Source organism: Pseudomonas sp. CFBP 13727 (assembly GCF_014841915.1).
GTDB classification, from domain to species: Bacteria; Pseudomonadota; Gammaproteobacteria; order Pseudomonadales; family Pseudomonadaceae; genus Aquipseudomonas; species Aquipseudomonas baltica.
Map to the genome: position 1 here is coordinate 21,832 of NZ_JACYUT010000006.1, position 18,434 is coordinate 40,265.

Below are 18,434 nucleotides of genomic sequence, written 5' to 3' on the forward strand. Positions count from 1 at the left end.
ACCACCGGAATTGTGCGTGGCCACTGCGGTCGGTTATAGCAACGCTCATACATTCCAAGGCTTTTCATGAAACCTACCGCTCCCAGCGGCTACGTCCAAGTGCGCGGCGCGCGCGAACACAACCTCAAGAACGTCGACGTCGATATACCCCGCGATGCCCTGGTGGTGTTCACCGGGGTGTCGGGCTCGGGCAAGTCGTCTCTCGCCTTCGGCACCCTGTACGCCGAAGCCCAGCGGCGCTATTTCGAATCGGTGGCGCCCTACGCCCGGCGCCTGATCGATCAGGTCGGGGTGCCCGATGTCGACAGCATCGAGGGGCTGCCGCCGGCCGTGGCTTTGCAGCAGCAGCGCGGCACGCCGAGCACACGCTCGTCGGTGGGCAGCGTCACCACCCTGGGCAGCCTGGTACGGATGCTCTATTCGCGGGCCGGCGCCTATCCGCCTGGCCAGGCCATGCTCTACGCCGAAGATTTCTCGGCCAATACGCCACAGGGGGCATGCCCGCATTGCCACGGCCTGGGCCGGGTGTACGAGGTCACCGAAAAAACCATGGTGCCCGACGACAGCTTGACCATTCGCCAGCGCGCGGTCGCGTCCTGGCCGCCAGCCTGGCAGGGCCAGAACCAGCGCGACATCCTCGTGACCCTGGGCTACGACGTCGACGTGCCGTGGCGTGACCTGCCGAAAAAGCAGCGCGACTGGATTCTCTTCACCGAGGAAACCCCGACGGTGCCGGTGTACGGCGGGATGACCCCGGCGCAGACCCGCGACGCGCTAAAGCGCAAGCTGGAGCCCAGCTACCAGGGCACCTTCACCGGCGCACGGCGCTATGTGCTGCACACCTTCACCCACTCGCAAAGCGCGCTGATGAAAAAGCGCGTCAGCCAGTTCATGATCGGTGCCGCGTGCGAGGTCTGCGCCGGCAAGCGGCTCAAGCCGGAAGCACTGAGCGTGACATTTGCCGGGCTGGACATTGGTGAGTTCTCGCGACTGCCGCTCACCCAGCTGGCGCAGAAACTCAAGCCGGTGGCAGATGGCAAGCAAGTCGGCAAGAAGCTCAGTGAAGAGAAGCGCATGGCCGCCGAGCAGCTTGCGCAGAACCTGCTGGGTCGCCTGAACACCCTGATCGACCTTGGTCTGGGCTACCTGGCGCTGGAGCGCAGTACGCCCACCTTGTCCTCGGGCGAGCTGCAGCGCTTGCGCCTGGCCACCCAGCTGGGCTCGCAGCTATTCGGCGTGGTCTATGTGCTGGACGAACCGACCGCCGGCCTGCACCCCGCCGATGGCGAATCGTTGCACGCCGCCCTGCAAGGGCTGAAAGCGGCAGGCAATTCATTGTTCGTGGTCGAACACGACCTGGACACCATGAGCCGCGCCGACTGGGTGGTGGATGTCGGGCCACTGGCGGGCGAGCAAGGCGGCCAGGTGCTCTACAGCGGACCGCCCAAAGGGCTGGCCCAGGTCGACGCGTCGCAGACCCGTGCCTACCTGTACGGCAGCGCCGTGCCGCTGCCGCGCCCGCGTCGGCCTACCGCAAGCTGGCTGAAGCTGGCCGACGTCAGCCGCAACAATCTGCACAAAGTCGCTGCCGACTTTCCCCTGCAGTGCTTCACGGCCGTTACCGGGATTTCCGGCTCGGGCAAATCGAGCCTGGTCAGCCAGGTGCTGCTGGAACTGGTGGGCGAGCATCTGGGCCAGGCTCGCGAAGACGTCGAGGACGTGCTCGAAGACGCCGTACCGCAGACCGAATCGGGGTATATCGTCGAAGGCATGCACAGCATCAAGCGCCTGGTGCAGGTCGACCAGAAGCCTATCGGTCGTACGCCGCGTTCGAACCTGGCCACCTACACCGGGCTGTTCGACGCCGTGCGCAAGCTGTTCGCGGCCACCCCCGATGCGCAGCGGCACGGTTTCGATGCCGGGCAGTTTTCTTTCAACGTGGCCAAGGGACGTTGCCCTGAGTGTGAAGGCGAAGGCTTCGTCAGCGTCGAGCTGCTGTTCATGCCCAGCGTGTTCAGCCCCTGCCCGACCTGCCATGGCGCGCGCTACAGCCCCAAGACCCTGGCGGTAAAATGGCAAGGCCGCAGCATTGCCGACGTGTTGCAGCTCACGGTCCACCAGGCGTGCGAGGTGTTCGCCGAACAGCCGGCAGTGCTGCGGCCATTGACCGTGCTGCGTGACATCGGCCTGGGTTACCTGCGCCTGGGCCAACCGGCCACCGAACTGTCCGGCGGTGAAGCACAGCGCATCAAATTGGCTACCGAGCTGCAGCGCAACCAGCGGGGCGCCACGCTTTACGTGCTCGATGAGCCGACCACGGGGCTGCACCCCAGCGACGTCGACCGGCTGATGCAGCAACTCAATCATCTGGTGGATGCCGGCAACAGCGTGATCGTGGTGGAGCACGACATGCGCGTGGTAGCGCAGGCGGACTGGGTGATCGACATCGGCCCGAAGGCCGGTGACGAAGGCGGTAAAGTCGTCGCAGCCGGGCGCCCGGAAGACGTGGCCAAGGTCAGCGCCAGCCGCACTGCAACCTATCTGCAAAGCGCACTGGCGGAACCTGTATAGCGGCTGTCCACCGAGCACACATAGCGGCAGCCCCAGCGCGCGGGGCTGCCCAGGGTTGCTTCAACCGACCGGCTTGCTCTGGCCTTCGTCGGACGGGCTGCGGGCCTTTTCGCCCTGTTGGTTGGCGCGCTTGTGTTGCTCACCCACCTTGCCGGCATTTTCCGGCTTGTGGTCGAGGTCTTCACGCTTGGATTCTTTGTCCACGGTGTCTCTCCTGGCAGGGGCTGGACGGCTCATCGAGCCGGTACTTGATTTAGGCAGCTGCCTTCGGCATTCGTGCCCAAACGTTTCTGCGCTGAACTCCCGCACCGCATCGCCAGTCAGCATTGAAACGCCATTATTGGAGGATCATCCCGGATGCAGATTTCATTGGACAAACAGGTTGCCCTGGTCACCGGCGCCAGCTCCGGCCTGGGCGCCGCTGCCGCCAAGGCACTGGCCGCCGCCGGGGCCGCTGTGGTCGTCAACTACAATTCCCACGCCGAGCCCGCCGAACGCCTGGTTGCAGAGATTCGCGAGGGGGGTGGCAAAGCCATTGCGGTGGGCGCGGACGTGTCGAAGGAAGACGACGTCGAGCGGCTCTTCGCCGCCACCATCGACACCTACGGCGCACTGGATATTCTGGTCGCCAATTCGGGCCTGCAGCGTGATGCTGCCACGGTCGACATGACCCTGGCCGACTGGAACAAGGTGATCGAGGTCAACCTCACCGGCCAATTCCTCTGTGCCCGCGCTGCCCTGCGACAGTTCCAGAAACAGGGCCCGCGCTCCTGGCTGTCGCGGGCGGCCGGCAAGATCATCCACATGAGCTCGGTGCACCAGTTGATTCCCTGGGCCGGCCATGTCAACTACGCCGCCTCCAAGGGCGGCATCGATCTGCTGATGCGCAGCATCGCCCAGGAAGTCGGCGAGCAGCGCATTCGCGTCAACTCGATCGCCCCTGGCGCGATTCGCACCGCCATCAACGAAGAAAACACCCAAGGCGACGCCGAGAAGAAGCTGCTCGAACTGATTCCCTACGGCCGTGTCGGCGAGGTCGACGACGTCGCCAACGCGGTCGTCTGGCTGGCATCCGATCTGAGTGACTACGTGCACGGCACCACGCTGTTCATCGACGGTGGCATGAGCTTGTATCCGGGGTTCCGAAACAATGGCTGAAGACGTCTGCAGCACCCTGCAAAGCCCGATCGAGGCCCACGGCATCATCGGCGACATGCGCAGCGCCGCGCTGGTCGCGGACAACGGCAGTATCGACTTCTGCTGCTGGCCGGAATTCGACAGCCCTTCCATTTTCACGGCCCTGCTGGACTGCGAGCGCGCAGGTGTGTTCGAACTCGCCCCGGACCTGCCCGGCGCGCGTCGCCAGCAGATCTACCTGCCCGACAGCAACGTGTTGCAAACCCGCTGGATCGACCAGGACGCAGTGGTCGAGGTCACCGACCTGATGCCGGTCGCCGCAGCGGCCGACGCCCTGCCCCGGCTGATACGTCTGGTAGAAGTGCGCAACGGCACTGCCACCATCCGCTTGCGCTGCCGGGTTCGGCACGACTACAGCCGCGCCGATACCCAGGCCCACGCCAGCGGCGAGGACGTCTGCTTCAGCGCCGAAGGCCAGCCCACCTTGCGGCTGTCGGCGACCCAGGCTTTGCGCATCGAGGCGCACAGCGCCATCGCCGTGTTCGAACTCAAGGAAGGCGAATGCGCCGAATTCATCCTCGGCGGCGCCGAAGACCCGATGGTGCGTGCCGGTGAAGGCCAGGCCTGCCTGGACGAAACCCTGGCGTTCTGGCGCAACTGGATCGGCCACTCGAACTACAAGGGTCGCTGGCGCGAGATGGTCGATCGCTCTGCACTGGCCTTGAAACTGCTGACGTCACGTCGTCACGGCGGGATCATCGCCGCCGCGACGTTCGGCCTTCCCGAAGCGCCCGGTGGCGTGCGCAACTGGGACTATCGGTATACCTGGATCCGCGATGCATCGTTCACCGTGTACGCCTTCATGCGCCTGGGTTTCACCACCGAGGCCAACGACTACATGCGCTGGGTACGCGACCGTGTCGGCGAATGCTGCGACGAGCCAGCCCGGTTGGGCGTGGTGTATGGCCTGGACGGACGCGAAGAGCTGCCAGAGTCCGAGCTCGATCACTTGAGCGGGCATGGCGGTGCCAAGCCGGTGCTGGTGGGCAACGGCGCCCATGATCAGGTTCAGCTGGATATCTACGGCGAACTGCTGGACGCCGTGTACCTGGCCAACAAGTACGGCGAGGCGATCTCCCACCAAGGCTGGAAACACGTCACCCACATCGTCGACAAAGTGTGCAGCAGCTGGCATCAGAAGGACGTCGGCATCTGGGAAATGCGCAACCCGCCCGAGCATTACCTGCACTCACGCCTGATGTGCTGGGTTGCTCTGGATCGGGCCCTGCGTCTGGCCGAGAAGCGTTCGCTGCCAGCTCCATTCGAGCGCTGGGACAAGGAACGCCAGGCGATTCACGACGACATCTGGAATAATTTCTGGAACGCCGATGCTGGGCATTTCGTACAGAAGCTGGGCAGCGTCGAGCTCGACGGCTCCATGCTGTTGATGCCACTGGTGCGTTTCGTGGGTGCCAGCGACCCGCAATGGCTGAGCACACTGGAGGCAATCGAGCGCACCCTGGTGCGTGACGGCATGGTCTACCGCTACCGCCAGGATGATGGCCTGCCGGGCGACGAAGGTGCGTTTACCGCCTGCTCGTTCTGGTATGTGGAGTGCCTGGCACGGGCTGGCCAGGTGGAAAAGGCGCATCTGGAGTTCGAGCAGTTGTTGCGCTATGCCAACCCGCTGGGGCTGTTCGCCGAGGAGTTCGATCGGCATGGCCATCACCTGGGCAATACCCCCCAAGGGTTGAGCCATCTGGCTCTGATCAGCGCCGCCAGCTTTCTTGACAGGAAGCTGAGTGGCCAGCGTACCCAGTGGCAACCCTAGGGTTTCGTTTCAGCGATGGTGGCAAGAGTGCCACTATCGCCCCGATAAACCAAACGTAATGCCAATCTGCTAGGCGCCTGTACAGAACCACGCCATACTGGCGCCTAGTGCCACTCGTTGTGCCATGACTGCCGCGTATCCACAAACAGGGCGCTCCGAGGGAATTAAAATTGTCATGTTGCGTCCGTATTCAGGTAGCAACCGACACACTTCAAACACCGGATAAATTCTAAGCAAAGGAATCAAGGAGCCGTTCATGCTGATACTCACCCGCAAGGTAGGCGAAAGCATCGTCATTCATGACGACATCAAGATCACTATCCTTGGCGTGAAAGGGATGCAGGTGCGAATCGGCATCGATGCGCCGAAGGATGTACAGGTACATCGCGAAGAAATCTTCAAGCGTATCCAGGCAGGCAGCCCTGCACCGGAAAAGGGAGATGGCCAGGCCTGATCGGCCACTTGCCGCGGTCCTTCGAACGCCGCCATGCAGCTGGCTTCAGCCAAGCTGCACAGCGGCGCGAAGTCACCGCTCACACGGTCAGACAGGCGTTGCCTGGTGATGATTGTCGTCTGGAGCCCCTGCCCCACCCCCTGCATGACGCTTTGCCTTGTCTGTGGCGAACGCCAGTGCATCCTTGGCACATGTCAATCCATCGCGGATTTCGGTCTGTTCCTTGATCACCCGGCCATCCACGCCGTAAGTACCGAAGAACACCGAGATTTTGTCTTCACCGATCTTGCGTGCGCGCACCACGATACGGCAGCCGTTCTTGAGGGTTTCCTCATGGCGAACCTGCTCGTCCAGATAATTCGCTGACGAGTCTTCCCATTCCATGAACTGCTTGGTGGTTTCCAATTCTACGTCTGTCATATGCCTACCTCTTGTGGGTAATCAAGGCGATGCCTTATGTAACCGACCTTCTACACGGCTGGTGGTTCAGTACAACTCTGCCGGAAGAACAGTTGCAGGCAGGGTGCGCGCATTCAAAAGGAATTATTCCCGCACGGCATACGTCACTAATCAGAGATGCCAGGAACGAAATCCCCCGAGCGCAAGGATTCCATCATGCTGATATTGACGCGCAACACCGACGAAAGCATCGTTATCGAAGACAATATTCGTATCACCATCATCGACGTCAAGGGCGGTCAGGTCCGCCTGGGCATTGACGCGCCACGGGATGTGGCCGTGCATCGCCAAGAGATCTACGAACGCATCAAGGCAGGCGTGCCGATGGTACCCAAAACGGCCGGCCGCTAGATCGGCAGGCATCGGTCGCTAGGCACGGAAGGCAGCGCTGATCTTGCTCGCCAGGTCCTGCTCGCGAAAGGGTTTCTGGACCAAAGGATAGTGCTCGGAATCGAGGCCGTCGAGCTCGGCATAACCGGTCACGAACACGATCGGCAATCGTGGGTGACGGCGGCGGATCATATGCGCCAACTCGCCGCCGTTGGTGCCAGGCATGGCGAAGTCGGTCAGTACCAGGTCGACACTGGGGTCCAGCTTGTTCAGCGCCTGCTCGGCACTGTCGGCCTCGATCACACTGTAGCCGAGGCCCTGCAACATGGTCGCCGTCACTTCCCGCACGTCGTGATCATCGTCTACCAGCAGTATAGTCTGGCGCTCGCTTTCGTCATGATCGGCAGCGACATAGGCGGGCTCGTCTGCCTGCGCCACGAGTTGATCCGGAACGCCCGGCAAGTAGACCTTCACAGTGGTGCCGTAGCCCGGCGAGGTCATGATCGCCACGCCCCCACCCGACTGTTTGGCAAAGCCGAACACCTGAGCCAGACCCAAGCCTGACCCCTTGCCCACTTCCTTGGTGGTAAAGAACGGCTCGAAGGCCTTGGCCACCACCTGCTGGCTCATGCCAGTACCCGAATCCTGGATCGACAGCACCACGTAGTTGCCGGGCTCCGGGTCTTCCGGACGCTGCGCCGCCATGCTCACCGTTTCGTTGGCCGTGGACAGGCGCAAGGTGCCGCCACCGGGCATGGCATCGCGGGAGTTGATCGCCAGGTTGAGAATGATCATCTCGGTCTGGGTCGGATCCACCAATGCATTCCACAAGTCGGGCGCGGTGTCGGTTTCGATCCAGATGCTGCCACCCAGGGTGCGCTGCAACAGCTCGATCATGCCTTCCACGGTACCGTTGAGGTTCACCGCCACCGGCTCGAGGCGCTGGCGGCGGGAGAAGGACAGCAACTGACCGGTGAGCTTGGCACCGCGTTCGCCCGCCTCCTTGATGTTCTGCAGGCGGCCCTGAATGCGTTCGGTCCTGCCTTTCTCGAAATCGCGCGCAATGAAGGTGGTACTGGCCAGGATCACCGTCAGCAGGTTGTTGAAGTCGTGCGCCACACCCGCCGTCAGCTGGCCGACCGCTTCCAGGCGCTGCAGCTGGTGCAGCGTGGCCTCGATGCGTTGGCGCTCGTCGATCTGCTCACGGAGCTGATGGTTGGCACCGGCCAGCTCATCCAGCACTTCACGCTCACCGGTGATGTCGCGCACGGCGGTGTACATCAGCCCCTCGTCCGGAACGATGGTCCAGGATAACCAACGGTAGTTTCCGTCGGCGTGGCGCATGCGGTTGACGAAGCGGGTCGAGACATTGCCGTTGGCGATGTTCTCGGTCTCGCGGCGGGTTGCCGCGAGATCGTCGGGATGAATGATCTCCCACAACTGGATGCTGCCCAGATGCTCACGGGTCCAGCCCAGTGTGGATTCCCACGCGGGGTTGAGCGACACCGGCGACATGTCGAAGCGCATTACCCCCAGCAACTCGCGGGACAGCTCCCAGGTGCGGTCGCGCTCGCGGGTACGCTTGACCACCCGCTCCCCAAGCATCTCGTTGAGCTGCTCAAGGGCCTGGGTCGCTTGCTTCTGCTCGGTGATGTCCTGGATGACGCCGGTGAAACGCACGCACACGCCGTCTTCGAAGAAGGCCTGCCCATGGCTGGCAATCCAGCGCAGGGTACCGCTGGCCAGACGCACGCGATACTCGATGTGAAACAACCGCCCATCGTCGACCGTCAAGGCTGCAGTCATGCGCTCCTGAACCACGGGCAGGTCTTCGCCGTGGCAGTAGTCGAGAAACAGCGCCAGGTTCACCTCGGCAGCGGGGTCAAGCTCGTACAGTGCCCGGCAGCGTTCATCCCAGAGCAGTGTGTCGCTGGGCGGCGCATAGTCCCAGACACCCATGCGCGCCGCGTTGGTGGCGATGTGCGCACGTACTTCGGCATGCTGCAGGGAACGTTCCGCGTCGCGCCGACGATGACGCTCGTGAACTTCGTCCATGGCGCGCTGGATGGCGCGGGGCAACAGGCTCAGGTTCTGCTTGAGCACATAGTCGATAGCGCCCTGGCGCATCATCTCGACCGCATGCTCTTCGCCGTAGACCCCGGACAGGAAGATGAACGGCGTCATCGGCGCCAGGCGCTGCGCTGCCTGCAGCACCAAAGGGCCGGATGAGCCTGGCAGCATGTAGTCACACAGAATCAGGTCGAACGCACCGTCCGCCAGCGCCTGCTCCACACCCTGATGATTGAACACCAGGGTCGACTCGACGGCCACGCCCGCGCGCTCAAGGGTCATCAGCGCCAGTTCGGCATCGAGGGGGCTGTCTTCCACGAACAGCAGTTGCAAAGGCTTGGGCGGCATAGAGATCCGAATACGTGGCTGGAGTGTGGCGCGCTTAGCGCCGTCCGTGCGCCATTGGGTGGGGCACGCTGGGTGTGGTTGGTCTCGACCGTCACACAGCGCGAGCAGGACTCAAGAGCCGGGACGACGAACGATTCGCGACGAGCCGGGTGGGGGCTCGTTCAACACCGCCCAGAAAATACCCAGGTCGGAGATGGCAGACACGAATTCCTTGAATTCGACCGGCTTGACCACGTAAGCGTTCACTCCAAGTGAGTAAGCCCGTTCAAGATCCGGTTCTTCCCTGGATGAGGTCAGCATGACCGTGGGAATACTGCGCAACTGTTCGGTTTCGCGGACCACCTTGAGCACTTCCAGCCCGTCGACCTTTGGCAGCTTGAGATCCAGCAGCAGCACCGCCGGGTTGCCCGCGTCACGCGCCGCATGACTGCCGCGGCGCAGCAGGTAGTCCAGCGCTTCGGCACCGTCACGCATGACGATGACTTCGTTCGCCAGTTGGCTGCGCTCCAGCGCCACCAGTGTCAGCTCCAGGTCTTTGGGATTGTCCTCGACCAGAAGAATAGGTTTGAGCATCGCTTACCTCGGTAGATTCGTGCCGGCGGAATGTGTACGTCGCGGCAACGCCATGTAGAAAGTGGCGCCCTGATCCAGGGCGCCTTCGGCCCACACCCGGCCGTCGTGTCGTTCGATGATGCGGCGCACGCTGGCCAGGCCAATGCCGGTGCCTTCGAACTCTTCCATGCGGTGCAGGCGCTGGAACACCCCGAACAGCTTGCCGGCGTAGGCCATGTCGAAGCCCACGCCATTGTCACGCACGAAAATGATCGTCTCGGCGTCCTGCTGGTAGGCGCCGACTTCGATCACCGCATGCTCGCGGGTGCGGCTGTACTTGATGGCATTGGACAACAGGTTGCGCAGCGCCAGGTGCACGAACGCGGCGTCGGCCACCAGGCGCGGCAGTGCCGCCACCTGCCATTGCAGATCGCGACCTTCGTAATCGGGCTGCATCTCCAGGCGGATGGACTCGACCAGCGCGTTGAGGTCGACGTCGGTGAAACGCAGGGCCGAACGGCCCATCTGGGAAAAGCTCAGCAGGTTGTCGACCAGGGTGCCGGCAAACCGCGCCGACTCGCCGATGTGTTCGAGAAAACGCAAGCCTCGCTCGGACAGCTTGGGGCCTTCGAAATCGGCCAGCAATTCGGCGTAGCCGGCAATGTGACGCAACGGTGCACGCAGATCATGGGACACGCTGTACGAGAACGCCTCGAGCTCCTTGTTGGATTTCTTCAGTTCACCCGCCAACTGCGCCAGTTCCTCGGCCTTGCGCAGGACGATGCCCAGCACGGCGGTGCGCAGTTCGTGTACGCCTTCGATCTCGAGTGCGTCCCAGGGGCTTGAGAAGCCGCTGACTTCCTGCTTCCAGCTATCGAAGCTGGCGCGTGGATTGAGCACACCGGCACTGTCCAGGCTTTTTTCTGCCCGCCCTGCCCAAGTCACCGTGTGCGATTGCTCCGGCTTGAACCAGATCAAATAGTGGGAATGAATCTCGGAAATCGCCACGGCCAGCACACCGCCGCAGTAACGCGCCAGTTCGGGCAGCTCGGGCAGGTCCCGACCGACGTTGTCGCTGTGAAATATTTCCTGCCCGCCGCGCTCGGCCAGCCACACTGCCAGGGCATCGACCAGCGCCTGCGGGGGCGTGTCACCCAGCAATTCGCAGCGCGCCTCGGCGATGATCGCCGCACCGCTGGCGCGGACGAAGCCCAGAAAGGTCTCGGGCAGCGTCAGCAGGCCGGCACGCACGCTGTCGCTGTCGGCCATGGCGGAGAGCAACTGGACGATCTGCCGACGCAGTTCGAGCATGCGCTCATGCTGCGCATGGACGGCTTTGGTTTCGATCTGCAGCGACAAGACGCTGCCCAGCAGCTCACAAGCAGTGCGGGTCTGAAAACCGACCGCATGAGGCTGGTCGTGGTGACAGGAGATCAGCCCCCAGAGCCGGCCGTCGACCACGATGGAAATCGACATCGACGCCATCGTCTGCATGTTGCGCATGTACTGCACATGCACGGGTGAAACGCTGCGCAGTGCTGCATGACTGAGGTCCAACGGCTCGCCGGTCAGGGGGTTGTTGGCCGGCATCAGCGGCGATGCCTGGTAGTTGGCATCTTCGATCACCCGGATGCGGTTGATGCAGTACAGCTCCCTGGCCTGACGCGGAATATCGGACGCCGGGAAGCACAGCCCCAGGTAGCTGGGGTAGCCCTCGTCCCGTGCCTCGGCCAGCACGGTGCCGTTGCCCGTCTCGTCGAAACTGTAGGCCTTGACCCGACCGAAGCCGGTCACGCGCTTCACCTCGACCACCGAGCGCTCGCACAACTCGAGAATGTCCTGGGCGTTGTGCAACTGGCCAATGAACGTCCGCACCATTGGGTACAAGGCGCCATAGGCATGGGCCTCATCAGCAGCGGGCTCGAACTCGGCGACGATCACCCCGTCGACGCGGTGCACCATCATCGCCGTGGCAATCTGGCGACGGCTGCCCTGGGCGAAGCGCACATCGGCGAAATGAAATGGCTGCTGTTCTTCCCCGGACCAGGCGGCCAGGCGCGCCGACAGTGCCGCACCTCGCTCGATCAGGTCGGCGACCGGCGTTTCCAGCAGGTGCGCAGGCTCGAGCTGCAGCCAATGGCGGACGTTGTCGCTGACCTGCAGCACACGCTGGGCGGCGGCGTCGAGCACCAGCATGAAACCCTGCGGCTGGATGCTGCCCGGCGTACGTATGGGCTCGCTCGCGCACTGCTCGATGGCAGCGGCGAGCAGGACCGAAGTCTCGCGTGATGTCACAGTGGATCTCCTGGCGGCCTATCAGCGCGGTGCTGCAAGCCATTGCATGGTCGCCAACCGTGGCATGTGAAAAACTTACAATCGGCTACCACCTTAGCAAATTAAGACGCGCCATGTAGGCTTTACGTTCATTAATGGCAAATTGATTTTAGCCACTGCGGGTGCATGTTTTGCAGGCCGCGCCATCGAACCATTAGCGCATGACATTTCTCAGCCTAATCAGTATGATGCGCGACTATGCGAGGTTGGCGAAATTGGTAGACGCATCAGACTTAAAATCTGACGACCTTTGGTTGTGCGGGTTCGATTCCCGCACCTCGCACCATCTCGATTTCTCCCCCCTCTTCCCAATCTTCGGGAACTCCTGCCCTCTCAGCTTGCCGACTTCCTATACGCCACGCATTTCGCCTGGTGACACAAGGAGGCCCGACCCATGCCTGATGCTCAGGGAAAAATTCGTTACGCCGTGGTTGCCGGTGGCTGGATTTCGCAAGGTGCGTTCATGCCCGGTGTGGACCAGACCAGCAATTCGGTGATGACTGCACTGGTGACCGGCGACCCGATCAAGGCCGATGAACTGGCTGCGATGTATGACCTCAAGAGCTACAGCTACGAGCAGTTTCCCGAACTGCTGGCGTCGGGCGAGATCGATGCGATTTACCTGGCCACGCCCAACTTCCGTCATCGCGAATTCGCCGTCCCGGCGCTCGAAGCCGGTATCCATGTGCTGCTGGAAAAGCCCATGGCTGCCAGCGAGGAAGACTGCTTGGCAATCAATGCGGCTGCCGAGCGTGGCAACGCCAAGCTGATGATCGCCTACCGTCTGCATTGCGAGCCGGGCACCGTGGACATGGTCCAGCGCGTGCGCCGCGGCGATATCGGTGAGCCACGGCTGTTTACCGCCACCTTCACGCAACATACCGATGCCGAGAACCACCGGATGAAAAGCGGCTTCTGGGCGGGCCCAGCGGCGGACATGGGGCCCTACCCGCTCAATGCCGTGCGCAACCTGTTCGGCGGCGAGCCGCTGGAAGTTCATGCCGTTGGTGCGCAAACACCCGGACGGCCGATCAACACGCCAGACACCGTCAGTGTGACTCTGCGGTTCTCCGAGCAGCGTCAGGCTACGTTCACCGTCAGCTACAGCCTGCCGGCAACCGAGCGGTTCCAGTTGATCGGTACCAAGGGGGAGTTCGAGGCATCGCCTTGCTTCGGTTTCGGTGAAGGCGTCGCCATTGCCTATCGCGCGATCATCGACGGCGAAACGCAGGCTCATACCTTCCCGGTGGTCGATCAGTTCGGCGGTGAGACGGAGTACTTCTCTCAGTGCATCCTCGAAGACCGCCAGCCCGAAGCGGATGGTGACGAAGGTTGGCGTGACGTGCGAGTGCTGGCCGCTATCGAGCGCTCGCTGCAGACCGGCGAGATCCAGAAGCTCGAGCCGCTGGCTTCGCGTCAGGGCATCCAAGCCGATCAGGCGCGATCGCTGACCCTGGCCAAGGTGCCGCCGTACGTCAATACCACTGAACCCAACGACTGAGCAGTGCACCGATCTGCCTGAATGACCGCAGCGCCTGCTTCGCGGCCGATGACCGCTCCTACGAAGATTGGGGTTCCCCCTGTAGGAGCGGTCCGTAGGCTGTACCGGACACCCTTTTCACAGCCGATGACCGCCCGAAAAGAGGAACCGCAATCCCCGTAGGAGCGGTCCGTGGCCGCGAAGAGCGCGCGGCGGTGTGGCGGGTGCACTCCGGGTTCAGCAGCGGCTCAGCAGGGTCGTTGCCAGGCGTTTGGCCTGCGCCGCGACGTCGGTCACAGCGGTACTCTCCCACCACATCCCCCGCAACGGCGGGCCCATGGCGAACAGTCGCTCGGCGACCAGCCCCTGGGCATCCACGACAGCACCTTCGACGTCAGCCTCTATGCCCAGGGCCAAAGGCCCCGGCCGGATCAAGCCACGCGCCAGAAGCTGGCGCGGCAACGGCTTGTCGACCCGCCGCCAGTCATATTCGATACCACTGGAATTGATCAACGCATCCCCGTGCAGCTGCACCGAGGCAGATTCGCCCCGCCGGCGGATGGTCAGGGTCGTGCCGTCGGCGCGCTGATAGCTGGCCGCCTGAAGGGTCAGCCGCCCCTCGCGTATCAGCCTCTGCACCAGCGCGTCGCTGGGCGGCGGTGACCGATGGTGGTGGCTTTCCCACCAGGGCCGTACATGGCGCACGAACTGGCGTTTCTGGCGTTCGCTGGCCTGGCTCCAGAGCCGGGCGATATGCGCACGCACGGTGTCCAGCGGCGCCTGCCAGTCGACGCCTTGCTGCTGCGCCTGGCGGCATTGCTTGCGCACCTCGGCCATGAGCTGGCGCGGGCTGCGCACATCGTCGGCCGCCGCCAGGAAATCCGGCCAGCTCGGCGGCTGGCGACGAACATGAGGCCACAGACCGTGCCGCGAAATCACCGTGATCGGCCCGCGATGGCCGGCCTGGTCGAGCGAAACCACGGCATCGACCATGGTCAGTCCCGAGCCGATGATCAACACCCGGGCCTGACGGTCAAGGCCACGCATGGCCTGCACGTCCCACGGGTCGACCGCCCCAGCGTTCAGCCCACCCGGCGCCTTCAAGGCGGTGCGCGCGGCGGGAAACATGCCCGTGGCCAGCACCGCCTGGCGCCCGAACCACACTTGGCCGTTGTCCAGGGTGATCTCGACCTGCTCAGGATGGGTCTGCAGATCGATCGCCTGTGCGCGCACATGCTCTGCCGTGGCCCCGTACCGGGCACCCGCTGCACGTGCCTCGGCCAGGCGTTGCTGGGCATAGAGCCCGAAGATGCCGCGCGGCGGGAACAGCTCCGCCACCGGCAGCGACTGCTCGGCCGACTGCGGCCACCCGCCGTCGTCGATGAACCGGGTGAGCCACTCGGTCAGGTCGTCGGCGTTGTCGGGGTCGACGCTCATGCGCGCCGCGTTGCCATTGAGGGTGTGCCCCAACTCAGTGGCACTGTAAGCCTCACCTCGGCCGAGCTCGGGGCGCGGCTCGATGATGACGATCCGCCGTGCGTGAGATTGCCTGAGCAACTGCACCGCCAGCAGGGTCCCGCTCAAGCCGCCACCGATGATCACTACATCGGCGTGCCTGGATACAACATCGGTCATGGGTAAGTTCTCAAGGACGATGGCGCCGATCATACGTCATGCAAGGCACCCGGCCGCTGCGACGCCGCCACGATGCCCCGGCAAGCCGCCAGATCCAGATCGTGCAGTGCTGCGGGCCGGGCGAAGTAATAGCCCTGGGCCTGGGAAGCACCCATCTCGCGCAACAACTGCAGGGTGGCAAGGTCCTCCACCCCTTCGGCGACGACCGTCAGCCCGAGCGATTCGGCCATGCGCACGATGGCACGGACGATCGCCCGGCTGCGCGCGCTGCTGGTCAATTCGAGAATGAACGACTTGTCGATCTTCAACCCGTTGAATTGGTATTGGTGAACGTAGCTGAGCGATGAAAAACCGGCTCCGAAATCATCGAGCACCACGCTCATGCCGTGCTCGGCCAGCTGCTGCATGGTCCGCTGCGCCATGGCCGGCTCGGCCACCAGCGCGCCCTCGGTGAGTTCCAGGCAGATTCGCGACGCCGCTACGTGGTGCCGCGCGAGCACGGCCAGCACTTCGTCGGCGAACCCGCTGCGGGTAATGCTGTAGCTGGAGCAGTTCACGTGCACCGGCGGCCAGTCTGCGTGCGCCGGCTGGGCGAGAATCTCCGCTACGCAGGTCAGCATGTAGAGGTCGAGGCGGCCGATCAGCCGCAGGCCTTCGAGCGCGGGCAGGAAATGCCCGGGGGCGACGATGCGCCCGTCCGGCTGGTGCCATCGGATCAAGGCCTCCAGCGCCCGCACCTCGCCGGTCTGTACGTCGACGATGGGCTGGAAATAGGGCAGCAGTTCGTCGCTGCGCTTGAGCGCATTGCGCAACGCCCCCTCCTGCTCGACCTGGTCGGAGACTTCGCGGCGCAACGCCTGGTTGAACACTGCATAGCTGTCGCGACCGGCATTCTTGACCCGGTACATCGCTTTGTCGGCGTCACGCAGCAAGTCGGCCGTTTCGCTGTGGAACTGGCTGTCGGCGCCGACGATGCCGATGCTGCACGAGGAAAACACCTCGTGGGCATTGATGAAAAAAGGCCGGTCGAACGCCACCAGAATGCGCTCGGCAATTTCCACGGCAGCTTCCAGGTTCGAATCCGGCGCCAGCACCGCGAACTCGTCGCCGCCCAGGCGGGCCAGCAGGTCATCTTCACGCAGGCAACTGCGCAGGCGCGCACCGGCTTCCCTGAGCAACTGGTCGCCGAAGTGATGACCAAAACTGTCGTTGACCATCTTGAAACGGTCCAGGTCGATGAACATCACCACCAGTTCTCGGCCATCGGTGCAGTACTGGTCCCAGGCCAGGGCCAGACGCTGCTGCAGGTGAATGCGATTGGGCAGCCCGGTCAGTGCGTCGTGGGCGTTTTCGTACTGCAGCTTGGCGTTGGCATGGTCAAGCTCGCGCGTTCGACTCTGCACCCGCGCTTCCAGCCGCAGGTTGGCTTCGTAGATGGCTTCGGCAGCGCTGCGGCGCGACAGCGCGGTGTCGATGTGGCGCGAGACGAAGGTCAGCAGGTCCTGGTCGCGCAGGGTGTAGTGCACGTCACTGGCGTAGCTCTGCACCACCAGTACGCCGCGCACGCGATCATCGTCGAACAGAGGAACACCGAGCCAGGATTGCGAGCGGACCAGCTCGCGGCTGTCTTCGATTTCACCCTGGATCATCAGACGCGTCGCGGCGTCGAAGTCGATCAGGCAGGCGCAGCGCTGGCGAATCACGTACTCGGTCAGGCCACGCCGCCCCCGGCGCGGCTGCGGGCGGCCGGTGAGCTGCTCATCGACATAGTAAGGAAAGCTGACTTCGCCGCTTTCGCCGTCGAAGATCGCGATGTAGAAGTTGCGTGCGTACAGGAGGTCGCCGACGATCACGTGCAGGCTGTGATAGAGGCCGTCGATTTCGCCTGGCTTGCTCGACAGCTCGGCAATCTGGAACAGCGCGACCTGCAGGTGCTCTGCGCGCTTGCGCTCGGAGACTTCCAGGCGCAGCGCGGCATTGAGCTGGGACAATTCCTGGGTACGCCGCGACACCGTTTCTTCCAGGTCGGCACGATGCAGAATCCGATCCAGAGCCATGGCAACGTGCCGGGCGACCACCAGGAACAGGGCACGGTCTTCCGCACTGTAGGCCCGTTCCACGTCGTAGACCTGCATGGCGATCATGCCGAACACTTCATCGCGGGCGTTCTTGAGCGGCGAACCCATCCAGAATTCGGGGATGTGCCCCACGCAGTGGAAACGCCCCTGCCGCCCTGCCAGGGCGATACCCTTGGCGTCGATCAGCAGGGGCTGGCCGCTGGTCAGTACCTGGCCGGTCAGCGACAGATGTTCGGGGGTCAGGTACTCGTAGTTTTCCGCTTCCAGCGCTTCGACGTCGATGACGTCCACGTAGTAGGGGTAGGTGATCTTGCCGCTTTGCGCATCGTAGAGCGCCAGGTAGAAGTTCTCTGCATCGATCAGGCTCGCCAGGAGCTTGTGTACACCCACCAGGAAAATCCCGCGGTCGCGAGTCGAGCTGGCCAGGTAGGTGATTTCGTAAAGTACGCGTTGAGTGATCTGCGCGCGGGCCAGAGCGTCGGTCTGCACCTGGCGACCGATGGCAGCGGCCAGGTCGGCGAGGGCCCCGTCGTGGGTGACGTGCACAGGGGCCATCAGCCAGCCGAGTACCCCTTCGCCCTGCCCGGTCGGCCACAACTGGAGACTGCAGCTTTCGCAGAAACGCTGCAGTTCGTGGTTGGCCAGCACCAGGGGCCAGTGTCGCTGCAGGTCGCCCTGGCCTTCGAGATGCAGCTGTTCGCCCGCCCGGTACCACGCCCACGCAGTGCTGTGGGGCCATTCACGGGCCTGCTGCAGAATCGCTTCCAGCGATGCTGCCTCGAGCATGGGCGTAGAGCCCTTGCCGAACTCGGCAAAGGTCGGGGAATCGGAACTCATAGACGCTCCATGCCAGAAAACCAACGGCGTACATCTTCGAGCCTATGGCCATCTAATGGCAAGCCCCACGAACGGCCCTGACGTTTACGGCAAACCTTTGTGTCGCAAACCCCTTGTCCCGCCACAAGCGACACAACATCGACGCTCTGCTGGCGGATCCGCAGGAGCGGTCCGCGGCCGCGAACCCGGCGCCGCGGTGTGCCAGGTATACGGTGCCAGCCCTTCGCGGCCGATGACCGCTCCTACGGGAGGGGTAAATGCAATCTCTGTAGGAGCGGCCCGTGGCCGCGAACCAGGCGCCGCGGTGTGGCGGGTACA

General features: G+C 63.5%; 13 protein-coding genes and 1 tRNA gene. 7 read left to right on the forward strand and 7 right to left on the reverse strand.

Annotation, left to right across the window (positions count from 1 at the left end; translation table 11 throughout):
* The first annotated feature begins 66 nt into the window (after nt 1-66).
* Complete coding sequence (gene uvrA / locus IFT76_RS17845; RefSeq protein WP_192059584.1) at nt 67-2,571, forward strand: excinuclease ABC subunit UvrA; 2,505 nt, start codon at nt 67-69, stop codon at nt 2,569-2,571.
* Between the two features lie 60 nt (nt 2,572-2,631).
* Here uvrA and IFT76_RS17850 read toward each other — a convergent pair whose 3' ends face one another.
* Nucleotides 2,632-2,775, reverse strand: a complete 144-nt coding sequence (locus IFT76_RS17850; protein ID WP_163007541.1) for a hypothetical protein — start codon at nt 2,773-2,775, stop codon at nt 2,632-2,634.
* A gap of 153 nt (nt 2,776-2,928) precedes the next feature.
* Between IFT76_RS17850 and IFT76_RS17855 the strand changes: the two genes are divergently transcribed.
* The 3 genes from IFT76_RS17855 (at nt 2,929) to csrA (IFT76_RS17865) (ending at nt 5,993) form a co-directional block, all read left to right on the forward strand.
* Entirely contained in the window at nt 2,929-3,729 is an 801-nt protein-coding gene (locus IFT76_RS17855; RefSeq protein ID WP_192049308.1) for a glucose 1-dehydrogenase, read from the forward strand.
* Nucleotides 3,722-5,539: a glycoside hydrolase family 15 protein gene (locus IFT76_RS17860; RefSeq protein WP_192059585.1), complete on the forward strand. Its 1,818-nt coding sequence runs from the start codon at nt 3,722-3,724 to the stop codon at nt 5,537-5,539. The genes IFT76_RS17855 and IFT76_RS17860 overlap by 8 nt, the downstream gene beginning before the upstream one ends.
* A gap of 256 nt (nt 5,540-5,795) precedes the next feature.
* Entirely contained in the window at nt 5,796-5,993 is a 198-nt protein-coding gene (gene csrA / locus IFT76_RS17865) for a carbon storage regulator CsrA (protein ID WP_122477900.1), read from the forward strand.
* A gap of 87 nt (nt 5,994-6,080) precedes the next feature.
* On the opposite strand, the gene IFT76_RS17870 is transcribed toward csrA (IFT76_RS17865), so the two are convergent.
* On the reverse strand, nt 6,081-6,413 hold the full coding sequence (locus tag IFT76_RS17870) for a hypothetical protein (RefSeq protein ID WP_122477898.1): 333 nt from the start codon (nt 6,411-6,413) through the stop codon (nt 6,081-6,083).
* A gap of 195 nt (nt 6,414-6,608) precedes the next feature.
* Between IFT76_RS17870 and csrA (IFT76_RS17875) the strand changes: the two genes are divergently transcribed.
* A complete protein-coding gene (csrA, locus tag IFT76_RS17875) occupies nt 6,609-6,803 on the forward strand; it encodes a carbon storage regulator CsrA (protein ID WP_192049304.1) in 195 nt (64 codons plus the stop codon).
* Nucleotides 6,804-6,821: 18 nt separating this feature from the next.
* Here csrA (IFT76_RS17875) and IFT76_RS17880 read toward each other — a convergent pair whose 3' ends face one another.
* The 3 genes from IFT76_RS17880 to IFT76_RS17890 all read right to left on the reverse strand — a co-directional run bounded on the left by IFT76_RS17880 (nt 6,822) and on the right by IFT76_RS17890 (nt 12,047).
* Nucleotides 6,822-9,200 (reverse strand): hybrid sensor histidine kinase/response regulator, encoded by a 2,379-nt coding sequence (locus IFT76_RS17880; protein ID WP_192059588.1) that lies wholly within the window; start codon nt 9,198-9,200, stop codon nt 6,822-6,824.
* A gap of 111 nt (nt 9,201-9,311) precedes the next feature.
* Nucleotides 9,312-9,773: a response regulator gene (locus tag IFT76_RS17885; RefSeq protein ID WP_122477893.1), complete on the reverse strand. Its 462-nt coding sequence runs from the start codon at nt 9,771-9,773 to the stop codon at nt 9,312-9,314.
* A 3-nt stretch (nt 9,774-9,776) separates the two neighbouring features.
* The gene (locus tag IFT76_RS17890; RefSeq protein WP_192059590.1) at nt 9,777-12,047 is read right to left on the reverse strand and encodes an ATP-binding protein; all 2,271 of its coding nucleotides are present in this window, start codon (nt 12,045-12,047) and stop codon (nt 9,777-9,779) included.
* A 239-nt stretch (nt 12,048-12,286) separates the two neighbouring features.
* On the opposite strand from IFT76_RS17890, the gene IFT76_RS17895 reads away from it, so the two are divergent.
* Together IFT76_RS17895 and IFT76_RS17900 are read left to right on the forward strand one after the other, a co-directional pair.
* Nucleotides 12,287-12,372 (forward strand) — tRNA-Leu (locus IFT76_RS17895).
* A 108-nt stretch (nt 12,373-12,480) separates the two neighbouring features.
* Nucleotides 12,481-13,587: a Gfo/Idh/MocA family protein gene (locus IFT76_RS17900; RefSeq protein ID WP_192059592.1), complete on the forward strand. Its 1,107-nt coding sequence runs from the start codon at nt 12,481-12,483 to the stop codon at nt 13,585-13,587.
* A 216-nt stretch (nt 13,588-13,803) separates the two neighbouring features.
* On the opposite strand, the gene IFT76_RS17905 is transcribed toward IFT76_RS17900, so the two are convergent.
* On the reverse strand, nt 13,804-15,201 hold the full coding sequence (locus IFT76_RS17905; RefSeq protein ID WP_192059594.1) for an FAD/NAD(P)-binding protein: 1,398 nt from the start codon (nt 15,199-15,201) through the stop codon (nt 13,804-13,806).
* Between the two features lie 29 nt (nt 15,202-15,230).
* Nucleotides 15,231-18,065 carry a bifunctional diguanylate cyclase/phosphodiesterase gene (locus IFT76_RS17910; RefSeq protein WP_244647982.1) on the reverse strand — a complete coding sequence of 945 codons (2,835 nt, stop codon included), beginning with the start codon at nt 18,063-18,065 and terminating at the stop codon, nt 15,231-15,233.
* Nucleotides 18,066-18,434 lie beyond the last annotated feature (369 nt).